Raw genomic sequence first — 19,900 nt, forward strand, 5'->3', positions numbered from 1 at the left:
TATTTTTATTATGTAAAGCTCTTAAATGCGAAACTAAAAACCCCAGTCGGAGTGATTGGGGTTTTTAGTTTCGCATTTTAAACGATACCTTGGGCAATCATAGCATTTGCTACGTTCTCAAAGGCTGCAATATTTGCACCTGCAAGGTAGTCAGTACCAAGACCGTATGTTTCTGCAGTTGTTTTAGCTGTGTTGAAAATGTTAGTCATAATATCTTTCAAGCGACCGTCAACTTCTTCACGTGTCCATGAAAGACGAAGGCTGTTTTGGCTCATTTCAAGAGCAGATACAGCTACACCACCAGCATTGGCAGCTTTGGCAGGTCCATAAAGGATTCCGTTTTCCTTGTAGACTTTGATAGCTTCAAGGTCGCTAGGCATGTTGGCTCCTTCAGAGACACAGATAACGCCTTGAGCAACCAAGCGTTTCGCAGCTTCACCGTTGATCTCGTTTTGAGTCGCACATGGAAGAGCGATATCGTAGTTACCAGTGTAAGTCCATACAGAACCTTCATAATAAGTAGCAGTAGGTTTTTCTGCAGCGTACTCAGTTAAACGAGCACGACGGTTGTTTTTAACATCTGACAAAAGGTCGAAGTCGATACCATTTTCATCAATGACATAACCATTTGAGTCAGATACAGAAATAACTGTAGCACCAAGTTCAGTTGCTTTTTGAAGGGCAAACTGAGCAACGTTACCAGAACCAGAAATAACCACTTTCTTACCAGCAAAGCTGTTTCCGTTAGCTTTGAGCATTTCTTCAGTGTAGTAAACCAAACCGTAACCAGTCGCTTCTGGACGAATCAGGCTACCACCAAATCCAAGAGGTTTACCAGTCAAGACACCAGCATCAAATTGGTTGAGGCGTTTGTATTGTCCGTAAAGGTAACCAATTTCACGTCCACCGACACCGATATCACCGGCAGGTACGTCAAGAGAAGGTCCGATGTATTTTTGCAATTCAGTCATGAAGCTTTGGCAGAAGCGCATCACTTCAGCATCAGTTTTGCCTTTAGGATCGAAGTCGGATCCACCTTTACCTCCACCGATTGGAAGTCCAGTCAAAACGTTTTTAAAGATTTGTTCGAAGCCGAGGAATTTCAAAATCCCTTGGTTTACAGTTGGGTGGAAACGAAGTCCGCCTTTATATGGTCCAACAGCAGAGTTAAATTGAACACGGTAACCACGGTTAACTTGAACTTTTCCATCACGGTCGACCCAAGGAACACGGAAAGAAATTACGCGCTCAGGTTCAGTGATACGTGCCAAGATGTTTTCTTCAATATACTCAGGGTGTTTTTCAAAGACAGGTTCCAAAGTAGTGAAGAATTCTTCAACCGCCTGGAGAAATTCAGCCTCATGCCCGTTACGAGCTTTTACAGTTTCAAACACGCTTTGGATATATTCTTTAGCAGATGTCATATCGTTCTCCTTTTTTTGTTGTCATATTTTATTACATGAGACATTATAGCAGAAAAAATTTTCAGTGTAAAGAAAAAAACATAAATTTTCTAAAAATTCTTTCAATTTGACTAAGCTAGTTTTATTAGTTGAATTAGAAACCTTTTTATAGGGTCAGTTTTATTAAAAGGCTCCTGCCAAAGTATGGTATAATAATAAAGAAATAATGGATTTTGGAGGAATAGAATCATGGTATCAACGAAAACACAGATTGCTGGTTTTGAGTTTGATAATTGCTTGATGAATGCAGCAGGTGTTGCTTGTATGACAATTGAGGAATTGGAAGGTGTCAAAAATTCAGCAGCAGGAACCTTTGTCACTAAGACTGCAACCTTGGAATTTCGTCAGGGAAATCCTGAACCACGCTATCAAGATGTTCCACTTGGTTCTATTAACTCTATGGGGTTGCCAAATAATGGTTTAGACTATTACTTGAACTACCTTTTGGAATTGCAAGAAAAAGAACCAAATCGTACCTTCTTTCTATCTTTAGTTGGAATGTCTCCAGAGGAAACTCATACCATCTTGAAAAAAGTACAAGCAAGTGACTATAAAGGTTTGACAGAACTCAATCTATCTTGCCCAAATGTACCAGGTAAACCTCAAATTGCCTATGACTTTGAAACAACTGATCGTATCTTATCAGAAGTCTTTGCCTACTTTACAAAACCTCTTGGAATTAAGCTTCCACCTTATTTTGATATTGTACATTTTGATCAAGCGGCAGCTATTTTTAACAAATACCCACTCAAATTCGTCAACTGTGTCAACTCTATTGGAAATGGTCTTTATATAGAAGATGAGTCTGTCGTGATTCGACCTAAGAACGGCTTTGGTGGAATTGGTGGAGAATACATTAAACCAACTGCCCTTGCCAACGTCCATGCCTTTTATCAACGCTTGAAACCAGAAATTCAGATTATCGGGACTGGTGGTGTCTTGACAGGACGGGATGCCTTTGAACATATCCTTTGCGGAGCCAGCATGGTTCAGATTGGTACAACCTTGCATAAAGAAGGCGTAGGTGCTTTTGACCGCATCACTGCGGAGCTTAAAGCCATCATGGAAGAAAAAGGCTACCAAAGTCTAGAGGATTTCCGTGGAAAATTGAATTATATGGATTAACTAGAAGCTAAACTAAAAAGAAAGGAGAATAAATGCTAGCCATAGAAGAAAGTCGAAAGCTATCCTTAGCGAACCTTCCTAGTTTGACCCTGTTTACAGGGGCTGATCAAGGCCAGTACGACATCATGAAAACTCAGGTTCTAAAGCAAATCGGATACGATCCTGCAGATTTGAATTTTGCTTATTTTGACATGAAAGAAGTAGACTACAATAGCTTGGAACTTGAGCTGGTCAGTCTTCCTTTCTTTGCGGATGAAAAAATTGTTATTTTAGATCATTTTCTCGATATTACAACTGCAAAAAAACGCTATCTAACTGATGATGAGCTCAAGGCCTTTGAAGACTATCTGGAAAATCCTGTAGAATCAAGTAAATTAGTAATCTTTGCTGAAGGCAAGTTAGATAGTAAGAGACGTTTGGTCAAATTACTCAAGAGAGATGCAACTGTGTTTGAGGCTCTTGAACCTAAAGAGCAAGAGTTGCGAGCCTATTTTCAAAAGTGGACTCAGGAACAAGGACTTACTTTTGATGGAAATTCCTTTGAACAGTTGCTTATCAAATCTAGTTTTCAATTCAGTGAAATTCAGAAAAACCTGCTCTTCTTACTGTCTTATAAGGATAGTGGTCTGATAACAGAAGAAGATATTGTTGAAGCAATTCCAAAGACTTTACAGGATAATATTTTTGATTTGACCCAATTAATATTAACTAAGAAAATTGATCAAGCACGAGATTTAGTTAAAGATTTGACCCTACAGGGTGAAGATGAGATTAAACTGATTGCCATTATGCTGGGGCAGTTTAGACTCTATACCCAGGTAAAAATATTGCAAGAGTCTGGTCAGACAGAATCACAGATGGTCAGCCGTTTAGGTCACTATCTTGGTCGCAATCCGAATCCCTATCAAATCAAATTTGCCCTTCGTGACACGCGAGGATTGTCCCTGAATTTCCTACAAGATTCTATTCGTTATCTCATTCAGGCAGATTATCAAATTAAGACTGGTGTTTACGAAAAAGGGTACTTGTTTGAGAAGGCTTTATTGCAGATTGCGAGCCAGTCAAATTGAGCAAATAACTTGAAAAAAAAGGTTGTTTGCGTTATCATTTTTATATAGAAAGAAAAAGAGGTATTACAGATGGCTATTATCTTACCAGATCTTCCATACGCTTACGATGCATTGGAACCATACATTGATGCTGAAACAATGCATTTACACCATGACAAACATCACCAAGCATATGTAAATAACGCAAATGCAGCTCTTGAAAAACACCCTGAAATCGGTGAAGACCTTGAAGCTTTGCTTGCAGATGTTGAATCTATCCCTGCAGATATTCGTCAAGCTCTTATCAATAATGGTGGTGGCCACTTGAACCATGCTCTTTTCTGGGAATTGATGACTCCTGAAAAGACAGCTCCTTCAGCAGAACTTGCAGCAGCAATTGATGCAACATTTGGTTCATTCGAAGAATTCCAAGCAGCATTTACTGTAGCAGCAACTACTCGTTTCGGTTCTGGATGGGCATGGTTGGTTGTTAACAAAGAAGGTAAACTTGAAGTGACTTCAACAGCAAACCAAGATACACCAATCTCAGAAGGTAAAAAACCAATCTTGGGCTTGGACGTTTGGGAACATGCCTACTACGTGAAATACCGCAACGTTCGTCCTGACTACATCAAAGCTTTCTTCTCAGTTATCAACTGGAACAAAGTAGACGAGCTTTACGCAGCAGCTAAATAATCGCATTTGATAACACCCCTTTTTAGTTGGATTTTGGGTCTAGCTTTAAAGGTGTTTTTTTGTTTCCTTTTTTAGAAGTAACTGTCTCATGATTTTCCTTTGTTGGATTGGCTTTATTTATGGTATAATGATAAGATAGAAAACGAAGGAGAAATCATGAATATTCAACAATTACGCTACGTTGTTGCTATTGCAAATAGTGGTACTTTTCGTGAAGCGGCTGAGAAAATGTACGTTAGCCAACCCAGTCTATCTATTTCTGTAAGAGATCTGGAGAAAGAGCTAGGATTCAAGATTTTCCGCAGAACTAGTTCGGGTACCTTTCTTACTCGTCGTGGAATGGAATTTTATGAAAAAGCCCAAGAGTTGGTTAAAGGATTTGATATTTTCCAGAACCAGTATGCCAATCCTGAAGAGGAAAAGGATGAGTTTTCAATAGCCAGCCAGCACTATGATTTCTTGCCACCAACTATCACAACTTTTTCTCAAAGGTATCCAGACTATAAAAATTTCCGTATTTTTGAATCTACAACTGTTCAGATTTTGGATGAAGTAGCCCAAGGTCATAGTGAGATTGGGATTATTTACCTCAACAATCAAAACCAAAAGGGTATCATGCAACGGGTTGAAAAGTTAGGGCTTGAAGTAATTGAGTTGATATCTTTCCAAACGCATATCTATCTGCGTGAAGGACATCCTTTAGCCAAGAAAAAAGAGTTGGTTATGGAGGATTTGGCAGATTTGCCAACAGTTCGTTTCACACAAGAAAAGGATGAATATCTCTATTACTCAGAAAACTTTGTGGATACAAGTGCCAGCTCTCAAATGTTTAACGTAACAGACCGCGCTACTTTAAATGGAATTCTTGAAAGAACAAATGCTTATGCGACTGGTTCTGGATTCTTAGATAGCGATAGTGTGAACGGAATTACCGTTATTCCATTAAATGATAATCTCAATAATCGTATGGTTTATGTCAAACGTGAAGAAGTAGAATTGAGCCAAGCAGGAACTTTATTTGTAGAGGTCATGCAAGAGTATTTTGATCAGAAGAGGAAGGCATGAAAAAAAGAGGAATAGTAGCAGGAATCATAGCTGCCTTAATCGTGTTAGATCAATTGGTAAAAGCTTATGTCGTTCAGAATATTGCTCTAGGTGAAGTTAAATCATGGATCCCAAATCTAGTTAGTTTAACCTATCTGCAAAATAGAGGGGCTGCCTTTTCCATGCTTCAAGATCAACAGTGGTTTTTTGCAGTGATTACTCTAGTAGTTATGGCAGGGGCTATCTGGTATTTGCACAAGCATATAGAGGATTCCATCTGGACAGTCTTTGGATTGGTTCTGATTATTGCAGGTGGTCTGGGAAACTTCATTGATCGCATTAGCCAAGGATTTGTCGTGGATATGTTTCACTTAGACTTTATCAATTTTGCGATTTTCAATGTGGCTGATAGTTATCTGACAGTAGGGGTCGTTGTGTTATTGCTTGCAATGCTAAAAGAGGAAATGAATGGAAATTAAAATTGAAAGAGGCGGGGTACGTTTAGATAAGGCTTTGTCAGATTTGACAGAATTGTCTCGTAGTCTCGCCAATGAACAAATCAAGTCTGGTCAAGTCTTGGTCAACGGCCAGGTTAAGAAAGCCAAGTATACGGTCCAAGAGGGGGATATAATCACCTATCAAATTCCCGAACCAGAGGTTTTGGAGTATGTAGCTGAGGATATTCCTCTAGAAATCATTTATCAAGGTGAGGATGTAGCAGTAGTCAATAAACCTCAAGGAATGGTTGTTCATCCAAGCGCTGGTCATACTAGTGGTACCTTGGTGAATGCCCTTATGTATCATATCAAAGACTTATCAGGAATCAATGGTGTGCTGCGTCCAGGGATTGTCCATCGTATCGATAAGGACACATCTGGGCTTCTCATGATTGCTAAAAACGATGAAGCGCACATGGCGCTGGCTCAAGAATTGAAAGACAAGAAATCTCTTCGAAAATATTGGGCTATTGTTCATGGGAATCTTCCAAATGACCGAGGTGTCATTGAGGCGCCGATTGGTCGTAGCGAGAAAGACCGTAAGAAACAGGCCGTGACTGCTAAAGGAAAACCAGCAGTGACCCGTTTCCAAGTCTTAGAACGCTTTGGTGATTATTCTTTGTTAGAGTTGCAACTGGAAACAGGGCGAACTCATCAAATACGTGTGCACATGGCTTATATCGGCCATCCTGTCGCTGGGGATGAGGTTTATGGTCCTCGTAAAACCTTGAAAGGACATGGACAATTTCTCCATGCCAAGACGCTAGGATTTACCCATCCAAGAACTGGGGAAACGCTGGAATTTACTGCTGATATTCCAGAAATATTCAAGCAAACCTTGGAAAAACTTAGAAATGAACAATAAAAAAGGACTCAATTGAGTCCTTTTTATTTGCGTTTTTTCTTAGCTTTTTTCATTTTGTTGGCCATGCGTTTCATGGATTGCTTCATAGCAAATTCACCGATTTTACCCTTGAGACCTCCACCAAGCATCTGGCTCATATCAGGCATTCCGGCTCCTCCAAGAGCAGACATATCCGGCATACCACCTTGTCCCATCATACCTTCAAGGGCTGACATATCCATGCCACCAGGCATGTTTTTAGGAAGGTTGTTAGGGTTGATGCCCATTTGCTTCATCATCTTGTTCATGTCACCAGACATGACACCTTGCATGAGTTGTTTGGCTTGATTAAAGTCCTTAATGAACTTGTTGACATCGATAAAGGTATTACCAGAACCAGCTGCAATACGACGACGACGGCTTGGAGTGAGCAAATCTGGATTTTCACGTTCTTCAGGAGTCATAGATGAGACGATGGCACGTTTGCGAGCAATTTGTTTTTCATCCACCTTCATATTTTGAAGGGCAGGATTGTTGGCCATACCAGGAATCATCTTGAGCAAATCTTCCATTGGCCCCATATTTTGCACCTGATCCAACTGATCGATGAAATCGTTGAAATCAAAGGTGTTTTCCCGCATCTTTTCAGCCATTTCAAGGGCTTTTTGCTCATCGTACTCTTGGGAAGCTTTCTCAATCAGAGTCAGCATATCTCCCATACCGAGAATACGGCTGGCCATGCGGTCAGGGTGGAAGGTTTCAATGTCGGTAATCTTTTCACCAGTACCAGTGAATTTGATTGGTTTTCCTGTGATATGACGAACAGAAAGGGCCGCACCACCACGAGTATCCCCGTCAATTTTGGTAAGGATGACACCAGTAACTTCTAATTGAACGTTAAATTCTCGCGCAACGTTTGCAGCTTCCTGACCAATCATGGCATCGATGACGAGAAGGATTTCATTTGGTTGAGCAAGAGCTTTAACATCACGGAGCTCGTTCATGAGAAGTTCGTCGATTTGTAAACGACCGGCTGTATCAATCAAGACATAGTCGTTATGGTTGGCTTTAGCTTGCTCCAAACCTTGGCGAACAATCTCCACTGCAGGAACTTCGGTTCCAAGAGAAAAGACAGGAACATCAATTTGTTGTCCTAGTGTTTTAAGCTGGTCAATAGCTGCAGGACGATAGATGTCGGCCGCAATCATCAGAGGACGAGCATCCTCTTCTTTTTTGAGTTTGTTAGCAAGTTTTCCAGCGAAGGTTGTTTTACCAGCACCTTGCAAACCGACCATCATGATAATGGTTGGGATTTTTGGAGACTTGATAATCTCAGCTGTGTCTGAACCAAGAACTTCAGTCAACTCTTCATTAACAATCTTGATGATTTGTTGAGCTGGATTGAGGGTATCAATGACTTCATGCCCGACCGCACGTTCACGAATTTTTTTGATAAAGTCCTTAACTACTGGGAAGGCAACGTCGGCTTCTAAAAGAGCCAGACGAATTTCCTTGGTTGCTTCTTGGATATCGCTCTCGGTAATTTTTCCTTTTTTACGTAGATTTTTAAAGACGTTCTGCAAACGTTCTGTTAAATTTTCAAATGCCATATTTATTCCTCTTATTCTCTATTGTCAATACTTGTTAAAATCTCAACTTGCTCTTGGAGAAAAGCATCTTCTGGATAGCGCTCAATGATCTGATCAAAAATCTGACTGCGGACAATGTAGTCAGAGTACATATGAAGCTTCATCTCATAGTCTTCCAGAATCTTTTCTGTACGTTTGATATTATCATAAACGGCCTGGCGACTGACACCGAATTCTTCAGCAATTTCAGCCAAACTATAGTCATCTGCATAGTAGAGTTCGATATAGTTCATCTGCTTATCAGTCAAAAGGGCTGCATAAAACTCAAAAAGAGCATTCATTCGATTGGTTTTTTCAATTTCCATAAGATTTATTATACCAAAAAAAAGCCTGATTCGCTAGCTATGGATAGTTTTTAGATAGAAGTCACAAATAAGTTTTTTTACTCTTATTTTCTGACGATAAGGTCTTTTTTTGATATAATGGATAGGATTATAATGTTTTAGAAAGAGGTAGTCATGAAAGAATTAGAATCCGTGTTACAAGACCGTTTTGAACTTGTTTTTACAGATAAAAGCTTACTTGAAACAGCTTTTACCCATACCAGTTATGCCAATGAGCACCGCCTCTTAAAAATTTCACACAACGAACGCTTGGAATTTTTAGGAGACGCTGTTCTGCAATTATTGATTTCAGAATATCTGTACAAAAAATATCCAAAAAAACCAGAGGGTGACCTGTCTAAACTCCGTGCCATGATTGTACGTGAAGAGAGTTTGGCTGGTTTTGCCCGTGACTGCCAGTTTGACCAGTTTATCAAGCTAGGTAAGGGAGAGGAAAAATCTGGAGGCCGTAATCGAGATACGATCTTGGGCGACGCTTTTGAAGCCTTTTTGGGTGCCCTGCTTTTAGATAAGGATCTACTTACGGTAAAAGAGTTTATCTACCAGGTCATGATACCGAAGGTTGAGGCTGGTGATTTTGAGATGATTAAAGACTACAAGACTCACCTCCAAGAATTACTCCAAGTCAATGGTGATGTCGATATTCGTTATCAGGTGATTTCGGAAAATGGTCCTGCCCATGATAAGATGTTTGAGGTTGAAGTCCTTGTCGAGGGTCAAAGTTTAGGTAGGGGTCAAGGACGATCAAAAAAATTGGCCGAACAAGAAGCCGCTAAAAATGCAGTTGAGGAAGGACTGGATTCATGTATTTAAAGGAAATTGAGATTCAGGGATTTAAGTCCTTTGCTGATAAGACCAAGGTTGTTTTTGACCAAGGAGTTACAGCGGTTGTAGGACCAAATGGTTCTGGAAAATCTAACATAACAGAGAGTTTACGCTGGGCTCTTGGGGAATCCAGTGTCAAAAGTCTTCGTGGTGGGAAGATGCCAGATGTTATCTTTGCAGGGACAGAAAGTCGGAAGCCTCTAAACTATGCTTCTGTAGTTGTTACTCTAGATAATCAGGACGGTTTCATCAAGGATGCAGGACAGGAAATCAAGGTGGAGCGCCATATCTATCGTACTGGGGATAGTGAATACAAGATTGATGGTAAAAAAGTCCGTCTTCGTGATATTCATGATCTTTTCTTAGATACCGGACTTGGACGTGATTCCTTCTCCATTATTTCCCAAGGGAAGGTCGAAGAAATCTTTAACTCCAAACCTGAGGAACGTCGCGCTATTTTTGAAGAAGCAGCTGGAGTTTTAAAATATAAAACCCGTCGTAAAGAAACAGAAAGTAAGCTGCAACAAACTCAAGACAATTTAGACCGTTTGGAAGACATCATCTATGAGTTGGATAATCAAATCAAACCATTGGAGAAGCAAGCAGCAACAGCTCGTAAATTCATGGACTTGGACGGTCAGCGTAAAGCCATCTACTTAGATGTTCTAGTTGCACAAATTCAAGCCAATAAGACTGAATTGGATCTAACAGAAGAAGAATTAAACCAAGTCCAAGAACTGTTGACTAGTTATTATCAAAAACGCGAGTCACTAGAACTTGAAAATCAATCTCTCAAGAAGCAGAGACAAGATTTACAAGCAGAGATGGCGAAAGATCAAACTAGTTTGATGGATTTGACTGCTCTAATCAGTGATTTTGAACGGAAATTGGCCTTGTCTAAACTGGAGACAGAGCAGGTTGCTCTCAATCAACAAGAGGCTCAAGCTCGTTTAGCTAGTTTGGATGAAAAGAGAAATGCTCTTATTCAAGAGAAGGAAGAAAAAGAAGCAAATCTCAGTCAGTTAGAAGAAAATCTAGCAGTCAATACCAAGGAGCTCAATCGTTTAGAAGCTGAGTTAGAAGCATTTTCTGATGATCCTGATCAGATGATTGAGCAACTGCGTGAGCGCTTTGTTGCTTTCTTGCAGGAAGAAGCAGATGTCTCTAACCAGTTGACACGGATTGAGAATGACCTTGAAAATAGTCGCCAACAGACTCAAAAGCAAGAAGAACAATTGGAGTCCTTGAAGGAACAATTAGCTTCTGCTAAATCTAAGTCTGGTGAGCAAGAAACTGCTCTTAAATCAGCAAAAGAAAAAGTACAGACCTTGCTTGCTGACTATCAGACGCATGTTAAACAGGAAGAAGAACAAAAGCAGGCTTATCAAAGTCAGCAAAATCAACTTTTTGACCACCTAGATAGTTTGAAAAACAAGCAGGCCAAGGCGCAAAGTCTGGAAAATATTCTTAAAAACCATAGTAATTTCTATGCAGGTGTTAAGAGTGTTTTACAAGAAAAAAATCACCTGGGCGGTATTGTCGGAGCGGTCAGTGAACATTTAACTTTTGATGTTCGTTATCAAACAGCTCTTGAAATTGCCCTCGGGGCAAGTAGCCAACATATCATCGTTGAAGATGAACAGGCTGCGACTAAGGCTATCGACTTCCTTAAGCGAAACCGAGCTGGTCGTGCGACCTTCCTGCCTTTAACAACTATTAAGGCTCGTAGCATTTCTAGTCAGAACCAAGATGTGATTGCCTCAAGTCCAGGTTTTCTTGGAATGGCAGATGAACTGGTTACTTTTGATGCCAAGCATGAAGCTATATTTAAAAACTTGCTAGCTACAACAGCAATCTTTGATACGGTAGAGCATGCGCGTGATGCGGCTCGTAAGGTACGTTATCAGGTTCGAATGGTAACGCTAGATGGTACAGAATTGCGAACAGGTGGTTCTTATGCTGGTGGTGCCAATCGTCAAAATAACAGTATTTTCATCAAGCCTGAATTGGAGCAGTTACAAAAAGAGATTGCTCAAGAAGAAAAGCTTTTGCGTCAAGAGGAAGATAATCTGAAGTCAGTTCAAGATGCTTTGACTACCCTCGCTCAGACTTTGGAGACTATTAAGTCTCAAGGAGAGCAAGCTCGAATAGAGGAGCAAGGCTTATATCTGGCTTATCAACAAACTTGCCAACAAGTCGAAGAACTCGAAACACTTTTAGAACTTCAGGAAAAAGAATTAAACAATCTAAGAGGTGGAGATTGGCAAACTGAAAAAGAAAAATGCCAAGAACGTCTTTCAATCATCGCAACTGAAAAGCAAAAGCTAGAATCAGAAATTGAAGAAATCAAGTCCAATAAAAATGCGATTCAAGAACGTTACCAAAACTTGCAGGATAAACTTTCTCAAGAACGTCTGCTCAAAACAGAAATGATAGGGCGAAAACGTTACGAAGTTGCGGATATTGAGCGTATCAATAAAGAACTTGAATATCTTGATATGGAGCAAGAAGAGATTGAACGTCTTCTCCAAGAAAAGGTAGACAATCTTGAAAAGGTTGATACGGAACTTTTGACCAAGCAGGAAAGAGAAGCCAAGAGTCAGAAGGAAGAAATTCAACAAGGACTCATTCGTAAGCAGTTTGAACTGGATGATATTGAAGGTCAATTGGATGATATTGCCAGTCATTTGGATCAAGCTCGTCAGCAAAATGAAGAATGGATTCGTAAGCAAACACGTGCAGAAGCAACTAAAGAGAAGATTACGGACCGCCTTCGCTATCTTCAAGGTCAACTGACTGAAGAATACCAGATTAGTTATACGGAAGCTTTAGAACAAGCCAATCCGTTAGAAGATTTGGCTGTCGCTGAACAAGAGGTCAAGGATTTAGAAAAATCTATCCGTTCACTTGGTCCAGTCAATTTGGATGCTATTGAACAGTTTGACGAAGTTCACGAACGCTTGGAATTCTTAAATAGTCAGCGTGATGACATTCTTTCGGCTAAAAATCTTCTTCTTGAAACTATTACAGAGATGAACGATGAAGTGAAGGAACGGTTTAAATCAACCTTTGAAGCGATTCGTGAATCCTTCAAAGTAACCTTTAAGCAGATGTTTGGTGGTGGTCAAGCGGATCTAATCTTGACCGAGGGAGATTTATTGACAGCAGGTGTTGAAATCTCTGTTCAACCGCCAGGTAAGAAAATCCAATCTCTCAACCTCATGAGTGGTGGAGAGAAGGCCTTGTCAGCTCTTGCTTTGCTTTTCTCAATCATTCGTGTCAAGACCATTCCATTTGTTATTTTGGATGAAGTAGAGGCTGCACTCGATGAAGCTAACGTTAAACGCTTTGGAGATTATCTCAATCGATTTGACAAGGATAGCCAATTTATCGTTGTTACCCACCGTAAGGGAACCATGGCAGCAGCAGACACTATTTATGGGGTAACCATGCAAGAATCTGGTGTTTCTAAGATTGTATCTGTTAAACTAAAAGATATAGAGAATATGGATGCTTAGTTAGTTCCTGTGACAAAGGTTCAAGCTAAAGCATGTAGGAAGACCTTCGAGGAGTCAGAAGGATAAGGTAAATAATTTGAGGAGTTTTTATGGATTTCGATCTATTCCTAATGATTTGTAATTATATTGGGACAATAGCCTTCGCTGCATCAGGAGCCATCAAAGGCTTTGGTAAACGATTAGATATTTTTGGCATTAGTTTATTGGCCATTGTAACAGCAGTAGGTGGGGGGATTTTGAGAGATTCTATTATTAGTCGTTTCCCCTCCTCTCTTGCTGATCCTAGCCCGATTTATGTCTCTATCCTTGTAGCGGTTATCATGTATGTCTTTGTGACTTCAAAACAAGCCAATGCAAGTCAAGAAAAAAAATTCTACAAGTGGCTGAGAGAAGCCTATCTCATCTTTGATTCGATTGGGTTAATCATCTTTTCTTTGATTGGAGCGACAGCCTTAGCTGATAGTAAATTGAACTTGATGTCTGCAGGGATTTTGGCTTGTTTAACGGGTGCAGGTGGGGGTATCATCCGAGATCTTTTGATCAATGAAGTCCCAAGTGTTCTAAAAGAAGACATTTATGCTCTTCTGTCTTTTGTAATTGGCGTTATTTATTACTGGTTGGCCTTTGTCCTCCATTTTCCAAGAATTACTGCCTTTATCATACTCTCGATAGTTGGCTTTGTGATTCGACTATGTATTATTAAGTTCAAGCTCTCTTTACCAAATATGGATAAAAAGACTTGGAATTGATTGATAAGAGGAAAGTTGAAATTCCTAATTCCCTTTTTTTGAAAATACTAGTTACATCAAGCGCCTAGTCTCAAATGGATTAGGCGCTATTTGCTTTTTCTATGGTATATAGAAGATAGATTTATAACTGGAGAATATGAGTATTTATGATTAAAATAGTTGCAACAGAAATGAGGATGAACTAAATAATACAATGGAAGAAAGTAATCCCTTGAAATATAGGGATTTTTATTTTTATAACCCATATCTAAGAAGTTGTAAAAAATGGATCTGCCATGACTAAACTTTTAAATCGTTAAAATGTTAGTAATCGTTAAATCATATTTCCCAATCCAGTTAGAATTAGTCGTTAATAAGTTATTCGTACTTGATGCTGGAGAAATGATATTGTTGAAAATGATACAATTGGGGGATAAAGGGCTTATTTTTACCCAAAATTAGGATGGTTTTCCTAAAAATAGACCTTAGTGGATGCAAATGTTCTAACGATAACTTTTGGTAAACGTTAGATTATGCATCTAGCTATAAATGTTGATATAAAGACGTTTTTACTAGAACAAATTAACGAAGTATCGCTATTCAGTATAGGAAGGGGTGAAAAACCACTTGACTTTTTAATTATAAAGGTAATGACTTTTATAATGGTAAATAAAATGAAAATTTGGTATAATAGATAGCATTGAGAGGTGTAGTTATGGAAATAAAAAAAGAAAATAAAAAACCTATGGAATTTCACAATATGACTGATTTTCTAAAAGGTCAGTCATCAAAAATAATAACGAATTTATCTAATGAAGATAATACAGCTTTTGTATTGAAAAATGGAAAACCATTAGCAGTTATAATTTCAAATGAAAGATATGAACGATTATTAGAAGCAGGAATTGATATTACAGAATTTTAGTAGGAGATATATCTAAGGAGAAAATTTTAAATGGCATTTACTATTGATATAGACGAAGGAAAATGGAGCAAGAAAATTTTAGAAATTCTTCTTGTAGATAGAACAACGAATAGAAATATAATCTGGGGAACAGATGATTATGAGATATTAGGTAAAGAGTACTGTTCTCACTATCCTATTCATTTTAGCCTTATTACTGGTGATAATTTAAATGTTATTCAACCTAGGATACTAAAGACTAAGGAAAGTCAAGGGGATAGAACAAAGAAAAAAGCAGAGGTATTTACACCTAGTTGGATATGTAATGCTCAAAATAATTTAGTTGATAAGGCATGGTTTGAAAGAGAGGAAGTTTTCAATATTGAAAAAGAAAGGACTTGGGAATCTACTACTAAAAAAATAGAATTTCCTAAAGGAAGAACATGGAAAAAATATGTTGATGAAAGAAGGTTGGAAATTACTTGCGGAGAAGCACCTTATTTAGTGAGTAGATATGATACTGTAACGGGTAACCCTATAGATTTGTATAAACGAATTGGTTTTTTAGATAGGAAAATGAGAGTAGTAAATGAAAATACTACTAGTGAAGATGAATGGCTTAAATGGTCAGAAAGAGCATTTCAAAGCGTTTACGGATTTGAATTCCAAGGAGATAGCTTACTTATAGCGAGAGAAAATTTACTCGTTTCGTATTGTGACTATATGCAAGAAAAACTTAAAAGGGAACCAGAAGAGAAAGAACTTTTAAAGATAGCAAAGATAATTTCGTGGAATTTATGGCAAATGGATGGTCTAACATATACTATACCATATAGAAAACCGACCGAACCCAATGAACAGATGACGCTATTTGATTTCACGATGAAAGAAGAAAATGCTTTCTGTGTTATAAAAGACTGGCGAGCAAGAAAAAATATCACTTTTAAAGACTTGCTAAATAAAGAGGATGATGCAAATGAAAGAAAATAAGATAGAAGCTATAGATATACTAGATAAGATTATTATTGGTCGTGTAGAGCCCCATATCTATGCATTTACGACAAATACAGTACCAAATTATTTAAAGGTTGGCGATACATACAGACCAGTATCAAAAAGATTAAACGAATGGAGAGAATTTTTCCCAGATCTTGAAAAACAATATGAGAATAAAGCCACAATTGATGAAGAAACTTATTATAGAGATTATTCCATTCACCAATATCTTGAAAATGATTTAAATAAACAAAGATTAAAGCCGTATGATTTAGAAGATGGCATTTATTATAGTAGAGAATTTTTTAAAGATACTAAAATAACAGATATTGATAATGCTATTGAAGATATAAAGGAAAATTATCAAGCTAACTCAAGCAAGTATGAATATTATAGTTCTAAAAATAGACTACCTCAGACATATCATTATGAGAGGGGTGGAGATTGGGACTTAAGACCAAATCAAGAAGCTGCTGTAAATAGTTTTATACAGGCTGTGAGAAATGGACGTAGAAATCTACTAATGTATGCCGTTATGCGTTTTGGAAAATCGTTTACTTCACTTTGTTGTGCTTTAGAAATGAAAGCTCAAACTGTCTTAGTAGTGTCAGCTAAAGCAGATGTTAAGGATGAATGGAAGAAAACCGTTGAAAGTGCAGGAAACTTTTCAGAGTATGTTTTTATAGAATCATCTGATTTGTTGGCTAATGAAAATGTAATATCTGAGAAGCATTCCGAAGGAAAGAAAGTCGTTATATTTCTCACGCTTCAAGATCTTCAAGGGGATAACATTAAGGATAAACATAAGGAGCTTTTTGCGGAACAAATAGACCTTCTCATTGTGGACGAAACACATTTTGGGGCAAGAGCAGCATCTTATGGAAAGATTCTAAAGAATGCTGGTTATGATAAGACTGATGAAGAGAATATCAGTAAACTTGAAGATGAAAATATAGATGTTGGTGAGGCGGATATTGAAATTAAGAAAATAAATGCAAAAATAAGACTGCATTTATCAGGAACACCTTATCGCATTTTGATGGGAAGTGAATTTGAAAAAGAGGATATTATTTCTTTTGTTCAATTTTCAGATATTGTGAAAGAGCAGGAAGAATGGGATAGGAAACATCTTAATAATGATGATGTAAATGAATGGGACAATCCATATTATGGATTTCCTCAAATGGTTCGTTTTGCCTTTAATCCTAACAAATCTTCTCGTAAAAAAATGGAAGCTTTGAGGAAAAGTGGTGTTAGCTTTGCTTTTTCAAAATTATTTGAACCGATTTCTATTAAAAAAGATGCGAGTAATCAAGGACATAAGAAGTTTAAAAACGACTCTGAAATTTTTGATTTGCTTAAGGTCATTGATGGAAGTAAAGAAGACGAAGAGTTATTAGGGTTTTTAGATTATGACAAAATCAAAGAAGGTAAGATGTGTAGACACATGGTTATGGTTTTGCCATACTGTGCTTCTTGCGATGCGATGGAAGAGCTTATTAATACAAATAAAGATACATTTAAGAACTTATGTGAATATGAAATAATAAATATTTCAGGTGTTGAGGCAAGAAGAGAATATAGTAAGCCCGACGATATTAAAAGAAAGATTAAAGAGTGCGAAGAAAACAATCAAAAAACATTAACATTAACTGTGAATAGAATGTTAACGGGTTCAACTGTAGAACAATGGGATACTATGCTTTATTTTAAAGATACAGCTTCCCCACAAGAATATGATCAATCTATTTTCAGATTACAAAATCAGTATATTAGAACATTGTCGAGTGAAAATGGATTTATCAAGGAAAACTTAAAGCCCCAGACACTGTTAGTTGATTTTGATCCGAATCGTCTATTTAGAATGCAGGAACAAAAATCTCTTATTTACAATGTAAATACAGAAGAAAATGGAAACAGTAAGCTGAAAGAAAGAATTGTGGAGGAGCTTCGTATTTCTCCGATTATTATGATGAATCATAATAAAATAAAACAAGTAGATGCTACGAATATTTTAGAGGCAGTAAGTGAATACAATAATCAAAGAAGTATTTCAGATGAGGTAGTGGATATACCTGTTGATTTAGCTCTTTTAAATGATGTTGATATACGAAAGGTTATAGAAGCTCAAGCCGAGTTTAATTCAAAGCAAGGATTAACCATAGATCCAAATCAAGGTGATGGTGAAGACTTGGATATAGAAGAGCCAAAAGATGATAAAAAAGATAGTGGTGATAAAAAAGATAGTGGTGATAAAAAAGATAGTGGTGATAAAAAAGATACACCAACTGAAGATTATACTGAAACAAAAACAGATGATGAGGTTAAAAAACTAGAAAGTCAAGTTAAGACGTATTATCAAAGATTACTTTTCTATTCTTTCTTAACAAAAGATAAGGTATCTTCTTTAGATGATATTTTAAATACATTGGAAAGACATGATAACCAAAGAATTGCAAGTAACCTATATTTAGATAAAGTTGTTCTGCAAAAGATTAGCGATATGATGGATCCGTTTAAGAGAAGTAGTTTGGATTATAAAATTCAAAATATATCTATGCTTGCATCAGATGAAAGACTTACTCCTCTTGACAGGGCGATGACTTCAATTAAAAAATTCAATAGGATGTCAGAATCTGAGGTCATAACACCATCAAGAGTATGTGATGAGATGGTTGTATTACTACCAGAAGAAGGCTTAAGAGAAATGGTAGATAAGCAGGATAAATTACTGGATATTGCAAGTAAATCAGGAGAATACGCTGTAGCTCTTTATAAAAGATTAACAGCTGAACTTGGATATGCTCATAAAGATATAAAAGATATAATTTATTCAATTCCAACATCATCTATAGCATATGAATTTACAAGAAGGTTCTATGAAATATTGAATTTGAATGTGAGTAATATATCAAGCGAGTTTAATGCGTATGATTTGATTGATGTGAGAAATGGAAATGGAGAAGTAGACAACACAAAAATTAATAACTTGCTTAAACAAGATAAAAATTTTAGTGAAATTACTTTAAATGATGAGATAGAGGTAGGTGATAAGAAAGTGAAATTTGGCGCAATAGTTGGGAATCCACCATATCAAGAAATTATTAGTAAATCTAAAGGAAATAAATCACTAGGAAAACAACTTTTCCCAAACTATATAAAACTAGCAATGGATGTTACAGATGCATATGCAACATTAATAACTCCATCAAAATGGTTCACTGCAGATGCACAAGATAATTCCTTCCCTAAGCTAAGAGAATATGTAAAGAGAAACAATCACTTTAAAAAAATAAAAACGATGGTTAATGGTGCATCGGTTTTTGAAGGAACAGAGTTAGGATCAGTAAATTATTTTTTATTTGAAAAACAATATACTGGCAATACTGAATTTATACATGATAAAGAAGAAAATAGTGCATTTAGACCATTGTTTGAAGAAGACATGGAACAAATAATATCTATGAATTCTATGGTATCCATATTAAATAAAGTCAGAAATCATAAAGATTTTAATACATTGATGACGATTACAAAAGGAAGAAATGCTTTTGGTATTACAGGTAAGGAGGTTAATAGCAAGACTTCTGAAACCTATTTTGATGGTTCATATTCAGTAAGGTGTTCTTATGATAGGATAAGATACACAAAAGAAGAAGAAATCACAAAGAATAAAGACCTAGCTAACAGATATAAAGTGTTTATGTCTAAGGCTAACGGTGCTGCCGGTGTTTTGGGTGAGAAAGATGCAGTTGCAATATTAGGAAGGCCATATATTGGTTCTAATCGTTCTGTTTGCACAGATTCTTTAATTCCTATTGGAGATTTTCCAACTGAACAAGAGGCTATTAATTTATCAAGGTATTTATTAACCAAATTTTTAAGATTTATGGTTGGCATTCTAAAATCATCTCAAAATATTTACCAAATTGTATATAAATTTGTACCAATGCAAGACTTCACTAATCAGTCCGATATAGATTGGTCAAAATCAATATCTGAAATTGATGAGCAATTATTTGATAAGTATGGGCTAACAAATGAAGAAAGAGAACATATAAAATCTTCAATTAAGGATATGTAGGTGAAAATAGATGACTAAAAATAATGAGCTAAATTCCCAAACTAAGTTCCACTGGTTTTACTAATGCTTGATTTCATCGCTTTTGTAGCCAAAATGAATCGAAAAAAGAGTGCACAAAATCTCCTCATCTGAAA

15 protein-coding genes are annotated in these 19,900 nt (G+C 37.2%); 12 read left to right on the forward strand and 3 right to left on the reverse strand.

Going from position 1 to position 19,900, the window contains the following annotated elements; all coding sequences use genetic code 11:
• Positions 1 to 77: 77 nt before the first annotated feature.
• Positions 78 to 1,424, reverse strand: coding sequence for an NADP-specific glutamate dehydrogenase (gdhA, locus tag ACXYSM_RS02685; protein WP_458634265.1), 1,347 nt, complete (start codon positions 1,422 to 1,424; stop codon positions 78 to 80).
• Between the two features lie 228 nt (positions 1,425 to 1,652).
• Between gdhA and ACXYSM_RS02690 the strand changes: the two genes are divergently transcribed.
• The 6 genes from ACXYSM_RS02690 to ACXYSM_RS02715 all read left to right on the forward strand — a co-directional run bounded on the left by ACXYSM_RS02690 (position 1,653) and on the right by ACXYSM_RS02715 (position 6,739).
• Positions 1,653 to 2,588, forward strand: coding sequence for a dihydroorotate oxidase (locus tag ACXYSM_RS02690; RefSeq protein WP_458634266.1), 936 nt, complete (start codon positions 1,653 to 1,655; stop codon positions 2,586 to 2,588).
• Positions 2,589 to 2,620: 32 nt separating this feature from the next.
• On the forward strand, positions 2,621 to 3,658 hold the full coding sequence (holA, locus tag ACXYSM_RS02695; protein ID WP_458634267.1) for a DNA polymerase III subunit delta: 1,038 nt from the start codon (positions 2,621 to 2,623) through the stop codon (positions 3,656 to 3,658).
• Positions 3,659 to 3,727: 69 nt separating this feature from the next.
• Positions 3,728 to 4,333 (forward strand): superoxide dismutase SodA, encoded by a 606-nt coding sequence (gene sodA / locus ACXYSM_RS02700; protein WP_075230693.1) that lies wholly within the window; start codon positions 3,728 to 3,730, stop codon positions 4,331 to 4,333.
• Positions 4,334 to 4,489: 156 nt separating this feature from the next.
• Entirely contained in the window at positions 4,490 to 5,398 is a 909-nt protein-coding gene (locus ACXYSM_RS02705) for a LysR family transcriptional regulator (RefSeq protein WP_458634268.1), read from the forward strand.
• The gene (lspA, locus tag ACXYSM_RS02710) at positions 5,395 to 5,856 is read left to right on the forward strand and encodes a signal peptidase II (protein WP_458634269.1); all 462 of its coding nucleotides are present in this window, start codon (positions 5,395 to 5,397) and stop codon (positions 5,854 to 5,856) included. Before ACXYSM_RS02705 ends, lspA begins: the two co-directional genes overlap by 4 nt.
• Complete coding sequence (locus ACXYSM_RS02715; RefSeq protein ID WP_458634270.1) at positions 5,846 to 6,739, forward strand: RluA family pseudouridine synthase; 894 nt, start codon at positions 5,846 to 5,848, stop codon at positions 6,737 to 6,739. The genes lspA and ACXYSM_RS02715 overlap by 11 nt, the downstream gene beginning before the upstream one ends.
• Positions 6,740 to 6,762: 23 nt before the next feature.
• Here the strand turns inward: ACXYSM_RS02715 and ffh are convergent, their stop codons facing one another.
• Together ffh and ACXYSM_RS02725 are read right to left on the reverse strand one after the other, a co-directional pair.
• Positions 6,763 to 8,328, reverse strand: coding sequence for a signal recognition particle protein (gene ffh, locus ACXYSM_RS02720; RefSeq protein ID WP_458634271.1), 1,566 nt, complete (start codon positions 8,326 to 8,328; stop codon positions 6,763 to 6,765).
• An 11-nt stretch (positions 8,329 to 8,339) separates the two neighbouring features.
• Complete coding sequence (locus tag ACXYSM_RS02725; protein ID WP_004252600.1) at positions 8,340 to 8,672, reverse strand: putative DNA-binding protein; 333 nt, start codon at positions 8,670 to 8,672, stop codon at positions 8,340 to 8,342.
• A 153-nt stretch (positions 8,673 to 8,825) separates the two neighbouring features.
• Between ACXYSM_RS02725 and rnc the strand changes: the two genes are divergently transcribed.
• The 6 genes from rnc (at position 8,826) to ACXYSM_RS02755 (ending at position 19,766) form a co-directional block, all read left to right on the forward strand.
• Complete coding sequence (gene rnc / locus ACXYSM_RS02730) at positions 8,826 to 9,524, forward strand: ribonuclease III (RefSeq protein ID WP_458634272.1); 699 nt, start codon at positions 8,826 to 8,828, stop codon at positions 9,522 to 9,524.
• Positions 9,515 to 13,054, forward strand: coding sequence for a chromosome segregation protein SMC (gene smc, locus ACXYSM_RS02735; protein WP_458634273.1), 3,540 nt, complete (start codon positions 9,515 to 9,517; stop codon positions 13,052 to 13,054). Before rnc ends, smc begins: the two co-directional genes overlap by 10 nt.
• 89 nt (positions 13,055 to 13,143) lie before the next feature.
• Positions 13,144 to 13,803 (forward strand): trimeric intracellular cation channel family protein, encoded by a 660-nt coding sequence (locus ACXYSM_RS02740; protein WP_458634274.1) that lies wholly within the window; start codon positions 13,144 to 13,146, stop codon positions 13,801 to 13,803.
• A 694-nt stretch (positions 13,804 to 14,497) separates the two neighbouring features.
• Positions 14,498 to 14,707 (forward strand): type II toxin-antitoxin system Phd/YefM family antitoxin, encoded by a 210-nt coding sequence (locus ACXYSM_RS02745; protein WP_303405095.1) that lies wholly within the window; start codon positions 14,498 to 14,500, stop codon positions 14,705 to 14,707.
• 30 nt (positions 14,708 to 14,737) lie between these two features.
• Positions 14,738 to 15,676, forward strand: coding sequence for a restriction endonuclease subunit M (locus tag ACXYSM_RS02750; protein ID WP_303405098.1), 939 nt, complete (start codon positions 14,738 to 14,740; stop codon positions 15,674 to 15,676).
• Entirely contained in the window at positions 15,654 to 19,766 is a 4,113-nt protein-coding gene (locus ACXYSM_RS02755) for a DEAD/DEAH box helicase family protein (RefSeq protein ID WP_458634275.1), read from the forward strand. Before ACXYSM_RS02750 ends, ACXYSM_RS02755 begins: the two co-directional genes overlap by 23 nt.
• Positions 19,767 to 19,900 lie beyond the last annotated feature (134 nt).

The organism is Streptococcus sp. V940, assembly GCF_054353495.1.

Coding starts and splice junctions, on each gene's coding strand:
- gdhA (WP_458634265.1), bottom strand. CDS start 1,424: ATGACATCTGCTAAAGAATATATCCAAAGCGTGTTTGAAACTGTAAAA.
- ACXYSM_RS02690 (WP_458634266.1), top strand. CDS start 1,653: ATGGTATCAACGAAAACACAGATTGCTGGTTTTGAGTTTGATAATTGC.
- holA (WP_458634267.1), top strand. CDS start 2,621: ATGCTAGCCATAGAAGAAAGTCGAAAGCTATCCTTAGCGAACCTTCCT.
- sodA (WP_075230693.1), top strand. CDS start 3,728: ATGGCTATTATCTTACCAGATCTTCCATACGCTTACGATGCATTGGAA.
- ACXYSM_RS02705 (WP_458634268.1), top strand. CDS start 4,490: ATGAATATTCAACAATTACGCTACGTTGTTGCTATTGCAAATAGTGGT.
- lspA (WP_458634269.1), top strand. CDS start 5,395: ATGAAAAAAAGAGGAATAGTAGCAGGAATCATAGCTGCCTTAATCGTG.
- ACXYSM_RS02715 (WP_458634270.1), top strand. CDS start 5,846: ATGGAAATTAAAATTGAAAGAGGCGGGGTACGTTTAGATAAGGCTTTG.
- ffh (WP_458634271.1), bottom strand. CDS start 8,328: ATGGCATTTGAAAATTTAACAGAACGTTTGCAGAACGTCTTTAAAAAT.
- ACXYSM_RS02725 (WP_004252600.1), bottom strand. CDS start 8,672: ATGGAAATTGAAAAAACCAATCGAATGAATGCTCTTTTTGAGTTTTAT.
- rnc (WP_458634272.1), top strand. CDS start 8,826: ATGAAAGAATTAGAATCCGTGTTACAAGACCGTTTTGAACTTGTTTTT.
- smc (WP_458634273.1), top strand. CDS start 9,515: ATGTATTTAAAGGAAATTGAGATTCAGGGATTTAAGTCCTTTGCTGAT.
- ACXYSM_RS02740 (WP_458634274.1), top strand. CDS start 13,144: ATGGATTTCGATCTATTCCTAATGATTTGTAATTATATTGGGACAATA.
- ACXYSM_RS02745 (WP_303405095.1), top strand. CDS start 14,498: ATGGAAATAAAAAAAGAAAATAAAAAACCTATGGAATTTCACAATATG.
- ACXYSM_RS02750 (WP_303405098.1), top strand. CDS start 14,738: ATGGCATTTACTATTGATATAGACGAAGGAAAATGGAGCAAGAAAATT.
- ACXYSM_RS02755 (WP_458634275.1), top strand. CDS start 15,654: ATGATGCAAATGAAAGAAAATAAGATAGAAGCTATAGATATACTAGAT.